The organism is Erwinia sp. MYb375, assembly GCF_037479175.1.
GTDB lineage: Bacteria > Pseudomonadota > Gammaproteobacteria > Enterobacterales > Enterobacteriaceae > Erwinia > Erwinia rhapontici.
In genome coordinates, this window is record NZ_JBBGZS010000011.1 from 344,407 (window position 1) to 363,218 (window position 18,812).

The 18,812-nt window shown below is 51.1% G+C and carries 13 protein-coding genes; 9 read left to right on the forward strand and 4 right to left on the reverse strand.

All coding sequences use genetic code 11. From position 1 onward, the window contains the following. The first annotated feature begins 3 nt into the window (after positions 1 to 3). The 3 genes from WH279_RS04085 (at position 4) to WH279_RS04095 (ending at position 4,214) form a co-directional block, all read left to right on the forward strand. Complete coding sequence (locus WH279_RS04085) at positions 4 to 1,347, forward strand: replication-associated recombination protein A (protein ID WP_200640732.1); 1,344 nt, start codon at positions 4 to 6, stop codon at positions 1,345 to 1,347. Positions 1,348 to 1,443: 96 nt separating this feature from the next. Then, positions 1,444 to 2,736, forward strand: a complete 1,293-nt coding sequence (gene serS / locus WH279_RS04090; protein ID WP_133841043.1) for a serine--tRNA ligase — start codon at positions 1,444 to 1,446, stop codon at positions 2,734 to 2,736. 323 nt (positions 2,737 to 3,059) lie between these two features. Then, positions 3,060 to 4,214 (forward strand): MFS transporter, encoded by a 1,155-nt coding sequence (locus WH279_RS04095; protein ID WP_200640728.1) that lies wholly within the window; start codon positions 3,060 to 3,062, stop codon positions 4,212 to 4,214. A gap of 66 nt (positions 4,215 to 4,280) precedes the next feature. Here the strand turns inward: WH279_RS04095 and pflA are convergent, their stop codons facing one another. The 4 genes from pflA to ycaO form a co-directional block, all read right to left on the reverse strand. Continuing rightward, the gene (gene pflA, locus WH279_RS04100; protein WP_200640726.1) at positions 4,281 to 5,021 is read right to left on the reverse strand and encodes a pyruvate formate lyase 1-activating protein; all 741 of its coding nucleotides are present in this window, start codon (positions 5,019 to 5,021) and stop codon (positions 4,281 to 4,283) included. Between the two features lie 135 nt (positions 5,022 to 5,156). Continuing rightward, positions 5,157 to 7,439, reverse strand: coding sequence for a formate C-acetyltransferase (gene pflB / locus WH279_RS04105; protein ID WP_339455094.1), 2,283 nt, complete (start codon positions 7,437 to 7,439; stop codon positions 5,157 to 5,159). A gap of 89 nt (positions 7,440 to 7,528) precedes the next feature. Then, on the reverse strand, positions 7,529 to 8,386 hold the full coding sequence (gene focA, locus WH279_RS04110; protein WP_159337134.1) for a formate transporter FocA: 858 nt from the start codon (positions 8,384 to 8,386) through the stop codon (positions 7,529 to 7,531). A 369-nt stretch (positions 8,387 to 8,755) separates the two neighbouring features. Beyond that, the gene (ycaO, locus tag WH279_RS04115; protein ID WP_200640724.1) at positions 8,756 to 10,513 is read right to left on the reverse strand and encodes a 30S ribosomal protein S12 methylthiotransferase accessory factor YcaO; all 1,758 of its coding nucleotides are present in this window, start codon (positions 10,511 to 10,513) and stop codon (positions 8,756 to 8,758) included. Between the two features lie 309 nt (positions 10,514 to 10,822). Here ycaO and serC point away from each other — a divergent pair, with 309 nt between their 5' ends. The 6 genes from serC to WH279_RS04145 all read left to right on the forward strand — a co-directional run bounded on the left by serC (position 10,823) and on the right by WH279_RS04145 (position 18,786). Further along, entirely contained in the window at positions 10,823 to 11,908 is a 1,086-nt protein-coding gene (serC, locus tag WH279_RS04120; protein WP_339455095.1) for a 3-phosphoserine/phosphohydroxythreonine transaminase, read from the forward strand. 89 nt (positions 11,909 to 11,997) lie between these two features. After that, on the forward strand, positions 11,998 to 13,284 hold the full coding sequence (gene aroA / locus WH279_RS04125; protein ID WP_159337132.1) for a 3-phosphoshikimate 1-carboxyvinyltransferase: 1,287 nt from the start codon (positions 11,998 to 12,000) through the stop codon (positions 13,282 to 13,284). A gap of 148 nt (positions 13,285 to 13,432) precedes the next feature. After that, the gene (gene cmk, locus WH279_RS04130; RefSeq protein WP_133841035.1) at positions 13,433 to 14,116 is read left to right on the forward strand and encodes a (d)CMP kinase; all 684 of its coding nucleotides are present in this window, start codon (positions 13,433 to 13,435) and stop codon (positions 14,114 to 14,116) included. A gap of 153 nt (positions 14,117 to 14,269) precedes the next feature. Then, complete coding sequence (gene rpsA / locus WH279_RS04135; RefSeq protein ID WP_133841034.1) at positions 14,270 to 15,943, forward strand: 30S ribosomal protein S1; 1,674 nt, start codon at positions 14,270 to 14,272, stop codon at positions 15,941 to 15,943. A gap of 80 nt (positions 15,944 to 16,023) precedes the next feature. Continuing rightward, positions 16,024 to 16,311 (forward strand): integration host factor subunit beta, encoded by a 288-nt coding sequence (gene ihfB, locus WH279_RS04140; protein WP_062743871.1) that lies wholly within the window; start codon positions 16,024 to 16,026, stop codon positions 16,309 to 16,311. A gap of 210 nt (positions 16,312 to 16,521) precedes the next feature. After that, entirely contained in the window at positions 16,522 to 18,786 is a 2,265-nt protein-coding gene (locus WH279_RS04145) for a ComEC family protein (protein WP_339455096.1), read from the forward strand. Positions 18,787 to 18,812 lie beyond the last annotated feature (26 nt).

The following is an 18,812-nucleotide window of genomic DNA, read 5'->3' on the forward strand; positions in this document are numbered from 1 at the left end:
TGCGTGAGTAACCTGTCCCTCGACTTTTCCCGTAATGAGTTTCAGCCTCTGGCCGCGCGTATGCGGCCACGCACCCTGGCCGAGTATATTGGCCAACAGCATCTGCTGGCAGCGGGTAAACCGCTGCCGCGTGCTATTGAGGCGGGTCATCTTCACTCGATGATTCTATGGGGACCTCCGGGGACGGGGAAAACCACGCTGGCCGAAATTATCGGTCACTATGGACAGGCTGACGTTGAGCGCATTTCCGCTGTCACCTCCGGGGTGAAAGAGATCCGTGAGGCGATTGAGCGTGCGCGGCAAAACCGCAATGCAGGTCGGCGTACCATCCTGTTTGTTGATGAAGTTCACCGTTTTAATAAAAGCCAGCAAGATGCTTTTCTGCCACATATTGAAGATGGCACCATTACCTTTATCGGTGCTACAACGGAAAATCCCTCATTTGAACTGAATTCAGCGCTGTTATCGCGTGCCCGCGTGTATCTGTTGAAATCCCTGACCACGGAAGACATTGCTGCCGTGCTGGACCAGGCGATGCAAGACGGTGAGCGTGGCTATGGTAATGACAACATCATCCTGCCGGAAAATACCCGCAATATGATTGCTGAGCTGGTCAACGGCGATGCGCGCCGCGCGCTAAATACGCTGGAAATGATGGCCGATATGGCTGAGGTGAATAGCAAAGGCAAGCGTGAACTAACGCCACAATTGCTCAACGAAGTATCTGGCGAGCGTAGCGCACGCTTTGATAATAAAGGTGACCGTTTCTACGATCTTATCTCGGCGCTGCACAAATCAGTGCGAGGGTCGGCCCCGGATGCGGCACTTTACTGGTATGCAAGGATCATTACCGCAGGTGGTGATCCGCTGTATGTCGCGCGGCGTTTGCTGGCGATCGCCTCAGAAGATGTTGGCAACGCAGATCCGCGTGGGATGCAGGTGGCGATCTCTGCCTGGGATTGTTTTACTCGTGTCGGCCCGGCTGAAGGTGAACGGGCGATCGCTCAGGCGATTGTTTACCTGGCCTGCGCGCCAAAAAGCAACGCGGTATATAACGCTTTCAAAGCGGCCATGCGTGATGCGCGTGAAAGCCCGGATTATGATGTTCCTGAACATTTGCGTAATGCGCCAACCAAACTGATGAAAGAAATGGGGCTGGGAGCGGAATACCGTTATGCCCACGATGAACCTAACGCGTATGCAGCAGGTGAGGACTATTTCCCGGCGCAAATGGCACAAACCCGCTATTACCATCCGACCACGCGTGGGCTTGAAGGGAAGATTGGCGAAAAGCTCGCCTGGTTGATTGAACAGGATCAAAATAGCCCGACAAAACGCTACCGCTGACAGTGACGTTGCGGTAAGGTTAGCAATGAATTCAACGCATTCGATATGTCGGTGCGCCCCTTCTTTTTTAACTCAATCAATCATCACAGGACAAGCATGCTCGATCCCAATCTACTGCGTACTGAGCCAGACGCAGTCGCTGAAAAACTGGCACGCCGTGGCTATAAGCTGGACGTTGATACGCTGCGCGCACATGAAGAGCGTCGTAAAGTACTGCAGGTCGAAACTGAAAATCTGCAGGCAGAGCGTAACTCGCGATCCAAATCCATCGGGCAGGCCAAAGCACGTGGGGAAGATATCGAGCCATTGCGTCAGGAAGTGAACGTACTGGGCGAACGCCTGGACGCTGCAAAAGCAGAGCTGGATGCACTGTTAACCAGCATCAATGACTTTTCAATGGCCATTCCCAATATCCCTGCGGATGTGGTTCCACTGGGCAAAGATGACAGTGAAAACCAGGAAATCAGTCGCTGGGGTGAGCCGCGCAAGTTTGACTTCGCGGTGCGAGACCACGTTGAGCTGGGCGAAATGGCCGCAGGCCTCGATTTTGCCGCCGCAGTTAAACTGACCGGTTCCCGTTTTATCGTGATGAAAGGCCAGATTGCACTGATGCATCGTGCTCTGAGCCAGTTCATGCTCGATCTGCATACTGAGCAGCATGGCTATCTGGAAACCTACGTACCTTACCTGGTGAATCATGCCAGCCTGTACGGCACGGGCCAGTTGCCTAAATTTGGCGAAGACCTGTTCCATACACGTCCGTTGGAAGAAGAAGCCTCCAGCAGCAACTATGCTCTGATCCCGACCTCCGAAGTCCCGCTGACCAACCTGGTACGCGATGAGATCCTGGAAGAAGAGTCACTGCCGATCAAAATGACTGCACATACGCCATGTTTCCGCTCCGAAGCTGGTGCATATGGTCGTGACACTCGTGGTCTGATCCGTATGCATCAGTTCGATAAAGTTGAAATGGTGCATATCACACGGCCTGAAGACTCAATGGATGCGCTGGAAGAACTGGTGGGTCATGCAGAGAAAGTGTTGCAACTGCTGAACCTGCCATACCGTAAAGTGCTGCTTTGCACTGGCGACATGGGCTTTGGTTCGCACAAAACCTACGATCTGGAAGTGTGGCTGCCAGCGCAGGATACCTATCGTGAGATCTCGTCCTGCTCCAATATGGGCGATTTCCAGGCGCGTCGTATGAAAGCACGCTGCCGCCCACGTGGTGAGAAAGCAACACGCCTGGTGCACACCCTAAATGGCTCCGGCCTTGCAGTGGGTCGTACTCTGGTTGCGGTACTGGAAAACTACCAGCAAGCCGATGGCCGTATCGCCGTGCCGGATGTTCTGCGTCCGTATATGAAAGGCCTGGAGTTTATTGGCTGATCCCCCACAGCTTTGGGGCGACAAGCAAGATAGTCGCCCTGAACAGTGTTTTGAAAACCCGCCACTGGCGGGTTTTTTATTGTCAGAGATTGAGCAAAAATAATGATGGATAATTGTGATGTTATTCTGACTTATTCTATGCGAATTCAATAAGATAATTCCGTCGGCAGTCCTCTGCTAAACGGCTCTAAGCCATTGAAGATAAAAATTTTAAATCGCGTAGCTACAAATCGTGCTATTGCTTTTTTATTGTGCTTTTCCAATCGTCTGCTCAGTGGCATGATGCGCGCAAAATCTCCCTCGTTTTCGGTCCCCCAATTATTATGTCCACCTGGTCACGTCCTGTTCTGGTGCTGCTGTGCGGCCTGCTGCTGCTAACAGTCTCTATTGCTGTGCTTAATACGCTGGTGCCGCTCTGGCTCACGCATGATGCACTGCCGACCTGGCAGGTGGGGATGGTCAGTTCGTCATATTACTGCGGGAACCTGCTGGGAACGCTGATTGCGGGTTGGGTTATCAAACGCTATGGCTTTAACCGTAGCTATTATCTCGCCTCTCTGGTCTTTGCACTGGCAACGCTGGCACTGGCGCTGGGTACCGGCTTCTGGTCCTGGACGCTGTGGCGCTTTGTGGCTGGTATTGGCTGTGCACTGATCTGGGTTGTGGTGGAAAGTGCGCTGTTATGTAACGGGACGCTGCGTAACCGAGGGCGACTGCTGGCTGCCTATATGATCATTTATTATATTGGCACGGTTATCGGGCAATTACTGGTCAGCAAAGTCTCGACTGAATTGATGCACGTGCTCCCCTGGGTCAGCAGTGTCATTCTGGCGGCGGTTCTGCCACTGGTGTTTTGCCGTGTCACAGCCAGCCAGGAAGGGGAACAAGAAACACCCGCAGGGAGACTCTGGCCGATGTTGCGCCGGCGTAATGCGCGTCTTGGTATCAATGGCTGTATTATTTCAGGCATTGTTCTGGGCTCGTTATATGGTCTGATGCCGCTTTATCTTTCGCATCAGGGGATGAGTGACTCAACGGTGGGTTACTGGATGGCGTTGCTGGTGAGTGCGGGTATCATTGGCCAGTGGCCGGTAGGCCGTCTTGCCGATCGTTACGGACGTCTGTTGGTGTTGCGGGTACAGGTGTTTGTGGTGATCCTCGGGGCTCTGGCGATGCTGAGTAATGCTGCGATGGCACCCGCCTTATTTATACTCGGCTGCGCAGGTTTTACTCTTTATCCGGTGGCGATGTCCTGGGCGTGTGAAACCGTTGCCCACCACGAACTGGTTGCGATGAATCAGGCGCTGCTGCTGAGTTATACCGTCGGCAGCCTGGTGGGGCCGACGATGACCTCAATGCTGATGCAAAGCTATTCAGACCGCTTGCTGTTTGTAATGATTGCCGGGGTCGCCATGGTATATCTGGCGATGTTGCTGCGTAAGGCCGATCATCATGCTAATCCTGTGGCGCACGCATAAAACACGCATTAAAAAGGCTAACCTTCTGGTCAGCCTTTTTTAACCACTGAAGATGAGTCCGAACCGCTAATACATCACGTGGTGACCGTAACTTTCGAGAATACTTTTAACCCGTTCCATCGTGTCGGCTTTCGGTGGATGAACACCATCCAGCTTGTATTCTTCTCCCATTGCCACCCACTTATGTTTGCCCAGTTCGTGATAGGGCAGCAGTTCGATTTTCTCAACATTGCCCATATCGCGTGTGAACTCACCCAGACGATGAGCCGATTCATCATCATCAGAATAGCCTGGCACAACAACATAGCGGATCCAGGTGCGAATGTTACGCCTGGACAGATAACGGGCAAAATCGAGTGTACGGTGGTTGGATACGCCGACCAGAATCTGATGGACGTCATCATTGATCTGCTTAAGGTCGAGCATCACCAGATCGGTAACGTCCAGCAGTTCGTCAATCACCGGGTCATAGCGGCGAACAAAACCGTTAGTATCCAGGCAGGTGTTGATCCCTTCAGCTTTACAGGCACGGAACCAGTCACGTACGAATTCGGCTTGCAGGATAGCTTCTCCACCGGATGCGGTAACACCACCGCCAGAGGCATTCATAAAGTGGCGATATGACACCACGTCTTTCATCAGTTCTTCTACGGTGATTTCTTTGCCACCGTGCGTATCCCAGGTATCACGGTTATGGCAATACAGGCAGCGCATCAGGCAGCCCTGGAAGAAGGTAATAAAACGGATGCCGGGGCCGTCAACGGTCCCGCAGGATTCAAAAGAGTGGATGCGACCGAGTACTGACATTGCGATGAATTCTCCACGGTGACACAGTCTTTAGCTGTGTTAAGTCTGTTTTGGCAGGCGTCCGTATCAGGCGACTGAAAAAACCGGCTGGTGGTGAACAGGCTCCCTGAGGGAGCCTGTATAAGCGCGGGCTACTTACATAGACTGTGTAAAGGTACGTGTAATCACGTCCTGCTGCTGCTCTTTGGTCAGTGAGTTGAAGCGTACTGCATAACCTGATACGCGAATGGTGAGCTGCGGATATTTTTCCGGATTCTCCATTGCTTCCAGCAGCATTTCACGGTTCATCACATTGACGTTCAGGTGCTGACCACCTTCGATGCTGGCTTCGTGATGGAAGTAACCATCCATCAGACCGGCAAGGTTGGTTTTGCGTACGTCGTCGTTTTTGCCCAGTGCGTTTGGCACGATGGAGAAGGTATAAGAGATACCATCTTTTGCGTAAGCAAACGGCAGTTTAGCAACGGAGGTCAGAGAGGCAACCGCACCTTTCTGATCGCGACCATGCATTGGGTTTGCACCTGGCCCGAATGGTGCGCCAGCACGACGTCCGTCTGGGGTATTACCCGTTTTCTTACCATACACCACGTTAGAGGTAATGGTCAGTACGGATTGAGTTGGCACTGCATTACGATAGGTTTGCAGTTTCTGAATTTTCTTCATGAAACGTTCAACCAGGTCGCAGGCAATGTCATCCACACGTGAATCGTTGTTACCGAACTGCGGATATTCACCTTCGATTTTGAAGTCTACGGCCAGGCCATCTTCATCACGAATGGTGGATACTTTGGCGTATTTGATAGCAGACAGGGAGTCAGCTGCAACGGACAGACCTGCGATACCGCAAGCCATAGTACGGTAAACATCACGGTCATGCAGTGCCATCAGTGACGCTTCATAGCTGTATTTATCATGCATGTAGTGGATAACGTTCAGCGCAGTGACGTACTGTTTTGCCAGCCAGTCCATAAAGTGATCCATACGGTTCATCACTTTATCGTAGTCCAGCACTTCATCCATCATTGGCGCTTCTTTTGGGCCAACCTGCATTTTCATTTTTTCATCCACGCCGCCGTTAATGGCATACAGCATGGTTTTCGCCAGGTTGGCACGCGCACCGAAGAACTGCATTTGTTTGCCGACGATCATCGGGCTTACACAGCAGGCAATGGCGTAGTCATCATTGTCAAAGTCAGGGCGCATCAAATCATCATTCTCATACTGCAGAGAAGAGGTATCAATGGACACTTTTGCCGCGTATTTTTTGAAGTTCAGTGGCAGTTTTTCAGACCACAGAATGGTCATGTTGGGTTCCGGTGAAGGACCCATGGTGTAAAGGGTGTTCAGGAAACGGAAGGTGTTTTTAGTCACCATGGTACGGCCGTCAACGCCCATACCTGCCAGTGATTCTGTCGCCCAGATTGGGTCACCTGAGAACAGCTCATCGTACTCAGGAGTGCGCAGGAAGCGTACCATACGCAGCTTCATCACCAGGTGGTCGATCAGCTCCTGTGCTTCCAGCTCGGTGATCACGCCTGCTTTCAGGTCGCGTTCAAAGTAGATATCCAGGAAGGTCGATACGCGACCAAAGGACATCGCCGCACCGTTCTGAGATTTCACCGCAGCCAGGTAACCGAAGTAGGTCCACTGTACAGCTTCTTTTGCATTGGTTGCCGGACCAGAGATATCACAGCCATATTTTGCTGCCATCTCTTTAATCTGCTGGAGTGCGTGATGCTGGTCGGCAATTTCTTCGCGCAGGCGAATTGTCGCTTCCAGGTTAACACCGTTTTCCATATCGCTCTGCAGTGAGGTGAACTGAGCGAATTTGTCTTTCATCAATGCATCGATACCGTACAGTGCTACGCGGCGGTAGTCACCAATGATACGGCCACGACCGTATGCGTCAGGCAGACCCGTCAGCACACCTGATTTACGGCAACGCATAATATCGGGAGTGTAGACATCGAATACACCCTGGTTATGGGTTTTACGGTATTCGGTGAAGATTTTTTTCACTGTAGGGTCAAGTTCGCGACCATACACTTTGCACGAACCTTCAACCATCTTAATGCCACCGAAAGGGATCAGCGCACGTTTCAGAGGGGCTTCTGTCTGCAGACCAACGATTTTTTCCAGACTTTTATTGATATAGCCCGCATCGTGAGAGGTGATGGTTGATGGCAGGTCAGTATCAAAGTCAACCGGTGCATGAGTGCGGTTTTCTTGTTTGATGCCTTCCATCACTTTATCCCACAGAGCAGTCGTTGCCTCAGTGGCACCGGCCAGGAACGCTTCATCGCCTTCATACGGTGTGTAGTTTTTCTGGATGAAGTCACGGACGTTAACGCTGGTCTGCCATTCGCCCTGTGCAAAGCTTTCCCAGGCTGTCGCCATTTTTTGATTAAGCTCGGTCATTTGATACCTACCTTATAACGTGAAGTTCGTTGTACGTTCCCGCCGGGTGACATCACACCGACAGTTGCAAGATTCTGTTAGTGGGTGAATCAGTGATGATCGCCATCACGCAGATAAATTACCCAATAAGTTAAACCAACCAGCAAACCACCCCCGATGATATTGCCCAGCGTCACCGGGATCAGGTTATCGGTAATAAAATGGCCAACGGTGAGGTGCGAAAACTGCTCTGCACTTGCTCCGGTAGCTTGCCAGAATTCGGGAGTCGCAAAGTCTTTAATGATGATCGCCATCGGGACCAGAAACATGTTGGCGATGCTGTGCTCAAATCCACTGGCAACAAACATCGCAACTGGCAGCACCATGGCAAACATTTTGTCCATCAGGCTACGACCGGAGTAACTCATCCATACTGCCATGCACACCATCAGATTCGCCAAAATGCCAAGGCAGACTGCTTCAGTGAAGGTATGGTGCATTTTGTGGTCAGCGGTTTGCAGGACATTCAGTCCCCAGGCACCGTTGGCCGCCATGTATTGCCCGGCAAACCAAATCAGAGCGACAAATAAGATGGCACCGATAAAGTTACCGACGTAGACGATAATCCAGTTGCGTGCGAGCTGCGCCCAACTGATACGACCGCTGGCTTTAGCAACCACGGTGAGAACAGTGGAAGTAAACAGGTCAGCACCGCAAACCACAACCAACATCAGACCCAGTGAAAAGCAGATACCACCAACCAGTTTTGCCAGCCCCCATGGGACAGCAGCCGTACCCGTTGTCGCAGTAATATAGAAAGCAAAGGCGATGGAAATGAAGACTCCAGCGGTAATTGCCAGAAAAAATGTGGTGAAGGGGTGTTTCGTTGCTTTATAGACACCTGCATCTTCAGCAACTTTCGCCATTTCTGACGGTAATAATAAATCAAAGGGGTTGCCAGCTTTCACACTAACGTCCTCCCAAAAGTAATCAGCGAGGAAAGTCTAACAAAGGAGTATAGGAAAGAATTTGATGTGGATCATATAGGCCCGGCTAATTCGCGGGTAAGACCCTATTTTTATCATGGGTTTATTGTTTAAGTTGTTGTTTTTATTTAAATAAAACTTTTTTAATTATTAAAAAAATATTTGAGTCTCAGATGTGTTTCGCGAAAGAGTGGGTGAATAAACGAGAGTAAATATAGCCAGGTTGTAACAATTAAAAAGGTAACAGCCTGCGCTGTTACCTTTTATTAACCTGCAGATAGAGATCGGCTGCGGTGAAATAATATTGTCTGTTTATAACCCCCTTTAACCGGGTGCTATTTTTATAGTCAATTATTTCCAGTAAAGACGTTTGGCCGCCTGAAGTTTTTCATAAGCCGCCAGCAGAGATTGGTGTGCCGGGAACGCTTTCAGATCGTTATCAACCGCCTGCAAACCATAAAATGGCGCTTCACCACTGATAGCTGCTGAAGCTGTGTCTACGGCTTCCTGCCCATACATACGGACGAATGCCGTATGATACTGCAGAGGGTCGCGGCCTTCTTCCTGGCTCAATAACAGCAGTGTTTGCAGGCAGCGATAGTAGTTGGCGCGTTCGGCGCTGAAGATCGACTGATTGAACTCCATGGTCCATTCAGTCCAAATCAATGCCTGTTCCAGATCGCCTGCTGCCAGTGCTAACATCGCCTTAAGTTCACCAATACGCAGTGTGTACCAGCCGTTATCTTTACCTGTTGCGAGGCCCAGCAGTTCGCGTACACGGGTGAAGTCGTCATGCCCGTCTTCATCCAACTGCTCCAGCAGAGACAGATAGTCTGCTTTTTCCCAGCGGCTTTCCGGCAGGCTGAGTAGCGTATCGCGCAGATAAGCACCCATGCTGTTGTTCGCCAGCAGCAGGTCTTCTGCCGGGTAGATATCAGACATGCCCGGCACGATGATACGGCAAGCGTACACATCCAGATGCTCATAGTCCGCGATATAAACTTCCTGATCTTCTGACTTGAAGATGTCCATCAGTGTCGAGAACTCTTCTTCAGTGCTGCCTTTGAAGCTCCAGTCAACGAACGGATAATCGGCATCATCCTTAAACATATCCCACGAGATCAGACCGCTGGAATCGATAAAGTGTGTTTCCAGGTTGGCGTGCTCCGCGACTTCTTCATCGTCGAAGGTCGGCGGTGTGAACACATCCAAATCTTTGAGGCCACGCCCCTGAAGCAGTTCGGTGACGGTGCGCTCCAGCGCTACGCCAAAGTCAGGGTGAGCACCAAAGGAGGCGAAGCACGTGCCATTAGCTGGGTTAAAAAGCACCACACAGATGACAGGGTATTTACCGCCCAGTGAGGCGTCGTAGGAGAAGATTGGGAAACCTTCTGCTTCCAGTGAGGCGATGGCTTCGACAACACCCGGATAACGATTTAACACGTCTTGTGGAATAGCTGGCAGGCTGATTGATTCCGCGATAATACGGTTTTTAATATAACGCTCGAACACCTCTGACAGCCCCTGAACGCGGGCTTCGTTGGCGGTATTACCGGCAGACATACCGTTTGATACATACAGGTTGCCGATAATGTTCATCGGGATGTAAACGGTTTGCTGATCCGACTGGCGGGTAAACGGCAGGCCACAGATACCACGTGCGGCATTGCCTGACTGCAAGTCAACCAGTTCGCTGGCGCTCACTTCGTTTTCCGGATCGTAGAATTTACGCAGGCGTGGATCCAGAATGCCTTCTGGCAATTGGTCATCTTCCGGCAATGGGAACCACTTCTCGTTAGGGTAGTGAACGAAGTCGCCGTTAGCGATCTTCTCGCCTAACCAGAAGTCAGCGAAGAAATAGTTGGTGGACAGGCGTTCAAAGTATTCGCCCAGCGCAGAGGCCAGAGCCGCTTTTTTGCTCGCGCCTTTACCATTGGTAAAACACAGCGGGCAGTCGCGATCGCGGATATGAACTGACCAGACATTCGGGACCGGGTTCAGCCAGGATGCTTCTTCGATGTTGAAGCCAAGATCCTGCAGTTTTTGCTGAAAGCGTGCGATGGAAACTTCCAACGCGGCGTCTTTGCCTGGGATATAAGTTTGAGTCATTTTGCCCACTCGTTATTGATTGTGCGGAAAGCGCGCAATGATACGGGGTTTCCGGCGGAATCGCTATCCGGCATCAGTAATTTCATGAAGGCAAGAATGTCATTTTTCGATGAAAAGATAACGGGTCTGTTTTTCAAACAGGAAAACACCTCACAAAATATCGTCTGCTGTTGCATTTCCCCTACAAGCTGTTGCAGCGCAGGCCGGTGAACTGGTCGGTCGACCTGATAAATCATTGCAGCAACGGGGTGGCAATGATAAAACCGATAGAGGAATCAAAACCGATTGATCTGAAAGTGGTGAGGGGAAATGAGTCAGGTTTTCAATTTTAGCTCAGGCCCGGCTATGTTGCCGGTAGAAGTGCTTCGTCGCGCTGAACAGGAACTCTGCAACTGGCAGGGTTTAGGAACCTCCGTAATGGAGATCAGCCACCGTAGTAAGGAATTTATTCAGGTCGCGGAAGAGGCTGAAAAAGATTTTCGTGATCTGCTGAAAATCCCCTCCAACTATAAAGTTTTATTCTGCCACGGCGGTGCACGCGCTCAGTTTGCTGCCATCCCGATGAATCTGTTGGGGCAGCATGCCACGGCGGACTATGTTGATGGCGGTTATTGGGCAGCCAGCGCAGTAAAAGAGGCGCAGAAATATTGCACGCCAAATGTGATCGATGCCAAAACGACGATTGATGGCCTGCGCGGAATCAAACCAATGAGCGAGTGGGCGCTGTCTGATGATGCTGCCTACGTTCATTACTGCCCGAACGAAACGATTGACGGTATCGCTATCCCGGAAGCCCCGGATTTTGGGGATAAAGTGGTAGTGGCCGATCTTTCTTCCACGATTCTGTCGTCCCCGATCGATGTGAGTCGTTACGGCGTGTTGTATGCCGGCGCACAGAAAAATATTGGTCCTGCCGGGTTAACACTGGTTGTTGTGCGTGAAGATCTGTTGGGACAGGCGCGTAAAGAGCTGCCTTCCATCCTGGATTATAAGGTCCTTGCGGATAACGAATCTATGTTCAACACGCCACCGACCTTTGCATGGTATCTGTCTGGGTTGGTCTTTAAGTGGCTGAAAGAGCAGGGTGGCGTGGCGGAACTGGATAAACGTAACCAGGCAAAAGCCGATCTGCTGTATGGCACCATCGATAACAGCAGTTTCTATCGCAACGATGTGGTAGCCGCTAACCGTTCACGTATGAACGTACCCTTCCAACTGGCTGATGCCACACTGGACAAACTGTTCCTTGAAGAGTCATTTGCAGCAGGTCTGCATGCTCTGAAAGGCCACCGTGTGGTCGGCGGCATGCGTGCTTCGATCTACAATGCGATGCCGTTGCAGGGCGTGAAAACGCTCACCGATTTTATGGTCGACTTCGAACGTCGCCACGGCTAAGGTACGCCTGCATTGGCAGTAAGTTTTGAATCTGAAACCCCGCAGCCCAGCGGGGTTTCATTGTAATTATTTTGGAGAATACGTTTCACATGCAGGATTCCCTGACGTTACAACCTATCGCCCTGGTCGATGGCACCGTTAACCTTCCCGGCTCTAAGAGTGTGTCTAACCGCGCGCTGCTGCTGGCCGCACTGGCAAAAGGCACCACCCGCCTGACGAATCTGCTTGATAGCGACGATGTTCGCCATATGCTGAATGCACTACAGGCGTTGGGTGTTCATTTCACACTGTCTGCCGATCGCACGGTGTGTGAAGTCGAAGGTCAGGGCGGTGCACTTCAGGCAGAAGGCGCGCTGGAACTGTTTCTTGGCAATGCCGGAACGGCAATGCGCCCTCTGGCGGCGGCACTGTGCCTGGGCAGCAACGACATCGTTCTGACCGGTGAGCCTCGCATGAAAGAACGTCCGATTGGCCACCTGGTTGATGCTTTACGTCAAGGGGGGGCCGATGTCGAATACCTTGAGCAGGAAGATTACCCGCCGCTGCGCCTGAAAGGCGGGTTCCGCGGTGGCGAAGTCGCCGTCGATGGTAGCGTTTCCAGTCAGTTTCTGACGGCGTTGCTGATGGCCGCACCGTTAGCCGAAAACGATACTCGCATTGTGATTAAAGGCGATTTGGTATCAAAACCCTATATCGATATCACGCTCAACCTGATGGCGACTTTTGGCGTTAATGTTGAGAATGAAGATTACCGCGCGTTCCACATTCGTGGCCAGCAGCAGTATCAGGCACCCGGCGACTACCTGGTTGAAGGTGATGCATCCTCTGCGTCTTATTTCCTTGCCGCGGCAGCAATCAAAGGTGGAACGGTGAAAGTTACCGGTATTGGCCGTAACAGTATGCAGGGCGATATTCGTTTTGCCGACGTACTGGAAAAAATGGGCGCCAGCGTGGAGTGGGGCGATGATTTTATTGCCTGTACGCGTGGGGATCTTAATGCTATCGATCTGGATATGAATCATATCCCTGATGCTGCGATGACCATTGCAACAGCTGCCCTGTTTGCGAAAGGTACAACGGTTATGCGCAATATCTATAACTGGCGTGTGAAAGAGACCGACCGTCTGGCGGCGATGGCCATTGAACTGCGTAAAGTGGGTGCTGAAGTTGAAGAAGGCCATGACTTCATTCGCATTACACCACCCGCGCAGGTTAAATTTGCTGAAATTGGAACCTATAACGATCATCGTATGGCGATGTGTTTCTCCCTGGTTGCTCTTTCCTCAACGCCAGTGACCATTCTTGATCCAAAATGCACGGCGAAAACGTTTCCCGACTACTTCGAACAGCTCGCCCGTATCAGTCAACTGGCGTAACGGGCATCTTCGTCAGGAATGCGTGCCGCCTATGACAGAATACGGTGCGCAACCAACGCAGTTGCAGCTTCATGCATGAGGGGTATAATGCGCGTCGATATTTGTCTGGGCACCCGTTGCCAAGGCATTCCACCGACAGGAGAACGACATGATGGCAATAGCCCCAGTGATCACCATTGATGGCCCAAGTGGTGCAGGGAAAGGTACATTGTGTAAAGCGATGGCCGAGGCGTTGCAGTGGCACCTGTTGGACTCTGGTGCAATTTATCGCGTTCTGGCCCTGGCTGCGCTGCATCATCAGGTGGATATGGCGTCTGAAGAAGCTTTGGTTCCTATCGCCGCCCATCTTGATGTGCGTTTTGTTTCTAACAACGGCGAAATGGAAGTGATTCTGGAAGGTGAAGATGTTACCGGTGAAATCCGAACTCAGGATGTCAGTAACACCGCCTCCAAAGTGGCCGCATTCCCTCGTGTGCGTGAAGCATTGCTGCGTCGTCAGCGTGGTTTCCGGGATTTTCCGGGATTGATTGCCGATGGTCGCGATATGGGCACGGTGGTTTTCCCTGATGCACCAGTGAAAATTTTCCTTGATGCCAGCTCTGAAGAACGTGCTAACCGTCGTATGCTACAGTTGCAGGAAAAGGGCTTTAGTGTTAACTTTGAGCGCCTTTTATCTGAGATAAAAGAGCGTGATGAGCGAGATCGTAATCGAGCCATTGCACCACTGGTGCCGGCTGATGATGCGTTAGTGCTTGATTCGACAACGATGTCGATCGAGCAGGTTATCGACATTGCATTAAAGTATGCGCGTGAGAAGCTCGCGCTGGCGTAAATATCAACTACGCTTAATGACCTCTGCATGAGCTTCGGCTTGCAGAATGATTTATCTAACTCTGTGATATGGATGTCATGGAGCATGTGAAACAACCCCACCCGGCAGGATGTCAGGTGGACGTTAAATTGAAGAATCCTGAAGATTATCAATATGACTGAATCTTTTGCTGAACTATTTGAAGAATCCCTAAAAACAATCGAAACCCGTCCGGGTTCCATCGTTCGTGGCGTTGTTGTCTCTATCGACAAAGACGTAGTCCTGGTTGATGCGGGTCTGAAATCTGAATCTGCGATCCCTGCAGAGCAGTTCAAGAACGCAGCCGGCGAACTGGAAATCCAGGTAGGCGACGAAGTTGACGTTGCGCTGGATGCAGTGGAAGACGGCTTCGGTGAAACTCTGCTGTCTCGTGAGAAAGCTAAACGTCACGAAGCATGGATTACACTGGAAAAAGCTTACGAAGATGCTGAAACTGTTACCGGTGTTATCAACGGCAAAGTTAAAGGTGGCTTCACAGTTGAGCTGAATGGCATTCGTGCGTTCCTGCCAGGTTCACTGGTAGACGTTCGTCCAGTGCGCGATACACTGCACCTGGAAGGCAAAGAGCTTGAGTTCAAAGTCATCAAGCTGGATCAGAAACGTAACAACGTTGTCGTTTCACGTCGTGCGGTTATCGAATCCGAAAACAGCGCAGAGCGCGATCAGCTGCTGGAAAACCTGCAGGAAGGCATGGAAGTTAAAGGTATCGTTAAGAACCTTACTGACTACGGTGCATTCGTTGATCTGGGCGGCGTTGACGGCCTGCTGCACATCACTGATATGGCATGGAAACGCGTTAAGCATCCAAGCGAAATCGTGAATGTTGGCGATGAAATTACCGTTAAAGTTCTGAAATTCGACCGCGAGCGTACCCGTGTTTCTCTGGGTCTGAAGCAGCTGGGCGAAGATCCATGGGTTGCTATCGCGAAACGTTACCCAGAAGGCACCAAGCTGACTGGTCGTGTAACTAACCTGACCGACTACGGCTGCTTCGTTGAAATCGAAGAAGGCGTTGAAGGCCTGGTACACGTTTCTGAAATGGACTGGACCAACAAAAACATTCACCCATCTAAAGTTGTTAACGTTGGTGATGTTGTTGAAGTTATGGTTCTGGACATCGACGAAGAACGTCGTCGTATCTCCCTGGGTCTGAAGCAGTGCAAATCTAACCCATGGCAGCAGTTTGCAGAAACCCACAACAAGGGCGACCGTGTTGAAGGTAAAATCAAGTCAATCACTGACTTTGGTATCTTCATCGGCCTGGACGGCGGCATCGACGGCCTGGTTCACCTGTCTGACATCTCCTGGAACGCTACCGGAGAAGAAGCAGTTCGTGAATACAAGAAAGGCGACGAAATCGCTGCTGTTGTTCTGCAGGTTGACGCAGAGCGCGAGCGTATCTCCCTGGGCGTTAAGCAGCTGGCAGAAGATCCGTTCAACAACTACATCTCTCTGAATAAGAAAGGTGCAATTGTTAACGGTAAAGTGACTGCAGTTGACGCTAAAGGTGCTACAGTTGAATTAGCAGACGGCGTTGAAGGTTACCTGCGTGCTTCTGAAGCATCGCTGGATCGCGTAGAAGACGCAACTCTGGTTCTGAACGTTGGCGACGATGTTGAAGCTAAGTTCACCGGTGTAGACCGTAAGAACCGCGTTGTTAGCCTGTCTGTTCGTGCAAAAGACCAGGCTGACGAGAAAGAAGCAATCAATACTGTTAACACCAAACAGGAAGAAAGCAACTTCTCTAGCGCAATGGCTGAAGCTTTCAAAGCAGCTAAAGGCGAGTAATCGCTTTCAGGGCAGCGTAAGCTGCCCTGTGCCGTCGTTACTGTCAGAACTTTTCCTAACAAGGATAAACCGGAGGTTATATGACCAAGTCAGAACTGATTGAAAGACTTGCCGGCCAGCACTCTCATATTCCGGCGAAAGTCGTTGAGGATGCGGTAAAAGAGATGCTTGAGCATATGGCAACAACGTTGTCAGATGGCGAACGCATTGAAATCCGGGGATTTGGCAGCTTCTCTTTACACTATCGTGCACCTCGTACTGGCCGTAACCCGAAAACGGGTGACAAAGTGGAGTTGGAAGGTAAATACGTTCCACACTTCAAGCCTGGTAAAGAGTTGCGTGATCGCGCTAATATTTACGGCGGTTAATACCTCAGGGTATTGCGATGAATCGATAAAACGACACTCTAGTGTCGTTTTTTTTTGCCCAAAATAAAACCATAGGTTGATGCACAAAATTTTGGTGCTATTTGCAAATAGCGAAGATTGTTTGTGAGGCGTTTTCAAAATCCCTTCCAGGTCATATGACTCCCAGGAGTGATTGCTGCACACTGGCCATCATTGATACAGGGAGGTGTCATGCTTTTAACCGTGAACCGGCTGGCATGGAGTGTCATTGCCGCAACGCTACCGCTGAGTTTCCTGCCTAAGCTTCCTGCTGCTACCTACGACTTGCCCATGTTGTTCCTGGCTCTGCTACTGGCGTTGTCCGGATGGCGTTATGCAAAAGCAGTGGCGCTGATATTAGTCCTGTTCCTCTGGGCAGTCTGTGCAGGGCGAGTCATATTGGATCAAATAGAAGAGCTGTCGCACGGGCAGTTGAAAGCAGAAATTGTCGTGGACAACGTACTACCCGATGGGAAGATGGTTAAAGTACGGCTGCTGCGCTACAAAGACAGGATTCTGTTCCCTCCGATTTATGCAACCTTGAAAGTTTCGCCGCAGGAGATTGCCTTTTGCGCCGGACAGCACTGGAACATGGAACTTGTTCTGCGTCCAGTGCATGCTCAGCTTAATGAAGGAGGGTTTGACCGACAGCGTTTTGCGCTGGCTAATCATACGCCACTCACTGGCAGAGTGGTGTCGACAGAGGTCATTGATTCACAATGCAGCTGGCGTGCCAGGGTGATTAATGCAACGCAAAAGAACTATGGGCATCTGACGTGGCAGGCATTGATTTCTGCACTGGCCTTTGGCGAAAGAGCGGAAGTCGACAGGGAAACAAATCTGCTATTGCGTGAAACTGGCACGGCACATCTGATGGCGATTTCAGGTATGCATATTGCCCTTGCCGCGAGTTTCGGCTGGTTATTATCGCGTGGTGTTCAGTTCCTGTTGCCTGCCTGGTGTATTGGCTACCGATTGCCTATGTATTGCAGCCTGATGATTGCATTAGCCTATTGTTGGTTATCCGGTGGCAATCCCCCCGCGCTGCGGGCAATGCTGTCTTTGCTGGTCTGGAGTACGCTTCGTTTGCGTTTTATCCACTGCCATAGTTGGCAGGTATGGTGCCTGTGCATCGCTTTGATCCTGTTTTTTGACCCATTAAGCGTACTTTCTGACAGTCTTTGGCTGTCAGCGCTGGCGGTAGCGGGTCTGTTACTGTGGTTTCACTTTTTTCCTCTACCTCGCCGTTTTAACCGTGGTAAACGCTGGCTGCTCTTGCGTTTGCTGCATCTTCAAATTGGAATGCTACTGTTATTAATGCCACTACAAGCGATGCTGTTTCATGGGTTTAGCCTGAGCGCGTTGGTAGCAAATTTGTGGGCAGTGCCGTTAATCACGATGCTGACAGTGCCGTTGATTCTTGTGGCGATTGTGTGCAATCCGTTGCCGTGGGTCAGCCCGCTACTGTGGCAATGGGTTGACCACTCTCTGGCTATGGTTTTTATTCCTCTTCAACATTTACCTCGCGGCTGGTTTCCTTTAGACCAAACGTTGGGTGCTGCAAGCCTGTTAGGCTGGCTGATACTTTTGAGCCTGCGTTTCGGCTGGTGGCGTACCTCATCTGTTAGCCTGTTTAGTGCGGCTCTTTTGCTGTGTAGCTGGCGCGAAGTGGGGCCCCATCCGTATTGGCGTGTTGATATGTTAGATGTTGGCCATGGGTTAGCCGTCGTTGTCTCTCGTAACGGAGAGGCAACGCTATACGATACTGGTAACCGCTGGCCTGGAGGGGATGCGGCCCGTAGCCAGATCCTGCCCTGGCTTACCTGGCAGGGATTAAACGTCACCGATATTATTCTTAGCCACGGCCACCTTGACCATATTGGCGGACTGGAAACGGTGCAGGCTGCGTTCCCGGCGGCGCGTGTACGCAGTGCTCTGGCGCGCAAGGGGGACTTACCCTGTCGGAAAGGTACCCGCTGGCGCTGGCAGGATCTACAGTTCAGCGTTCTCTGGCCACCAGAGGAGGAAAAAGGGGAGGGGAACAACCAATCCTGTGTCGTCGCCATCACTGACGGAAAATGGCGAGTGCTGCTGACAGGAGACATTGAGGCCCCGGCGGAGCTAAAACTGGTCGCAGAACAGCGTGCCAGCCTGTCGGCCGATTTGTTGCAGGTTCCACATCACGGTAGCAGAACGTCCTCTTCCCCACCTTTCTTACGCGCGGTTACCGCGACAGCGGCTGTCGCATCAGTCGCGCGTTACAGTGCATGGCGGCTACCTGCTGCAAAGATTATTCAACGTTACGATAAAAATCACGTCCAATGGCATGATACAGCCCTTTCGGGGCAGATTAGTGCCCATTTTTTTGTTGATAACTGGCAACTTATGGGGTTAAGAGAACAAATAATGAGCCGTTGGTATCATCAGTGGTTTGGCGTCGTCAGGGATTCCAGGTAGAATGAGCGGCTATTTCATTCAAAGCT

Coding starts and splice junctions, on each gene's coding strand:
- pflB (WP_339455094.1), bottom strand. CDS start 7,439: ATGACCGAGCTTAATCAAAAAATGGCGACAGCCTGGGAAAGCTTTGCA.
- serS (WP_133841043.1), top strand. CDS start 1,444: ATGCTCGATCCCAATCTACTGCGTACTGAGCCAGACGCAGTCGCTGAA.
- WH279_RS04095 (WP_200640728.1), top strand. CDS start 3,060: ATGTCCACCTGGTCACGTCCTGTTCTGGTGCTGCTGTGCGGCCTGCTG.
- aroA (WP_159337132.1), top strand. CDS start 11,998: ATGCAGGATTCCCTGACGTTACAACCTATCGCCCTGGTCGATGGCACC.
- ihfB (WP_062743871.1), top strand. CDS start 16,024: ATGACCAAGTCAGAACTGATTGAAAGACTTGCCGGCCAGCACTCTCAT.
- serC (WP_339455095.1), top strand. CDS start 10,823: ATGAGTCAGGTTTTCAATTTTAGCTCAGGCCCGGCTATGTTGCCGGTA.
- ycaO (WP_200640724.1), bottom strand. CDS start 10,513: ATGACTCAAACTTATATCCCAGGCAAAGACGCCGCGTTGGAAGTTTCC.
- rpsA (WP_133841034.1), top strand. CDS start 14,270: ATGACTGAATCTTTTGCTGAACTATTTGAAGAATCCCTAAAAACAATC.
- cmk (WP_133841035.1), top strand. CDS start 13,433: ATGATGGCAATAGCCCCAGTGATCACCATTGATGGCCCAAGTGGTGCA.
- pflA (WP_200640726.1), bottom strand. CDS start 5,021: ATGTCAGTACTCGGTCGCATCCACTCTTTTGAATCCTGCGGGACCGTT.
- WH279_RS04145 (WP_339455096.1), top strand. CDS start 16,522: ATGCTTTTAACCGTGAACCGGCTGGCATGGAGTGTCATTGCCGCAACG.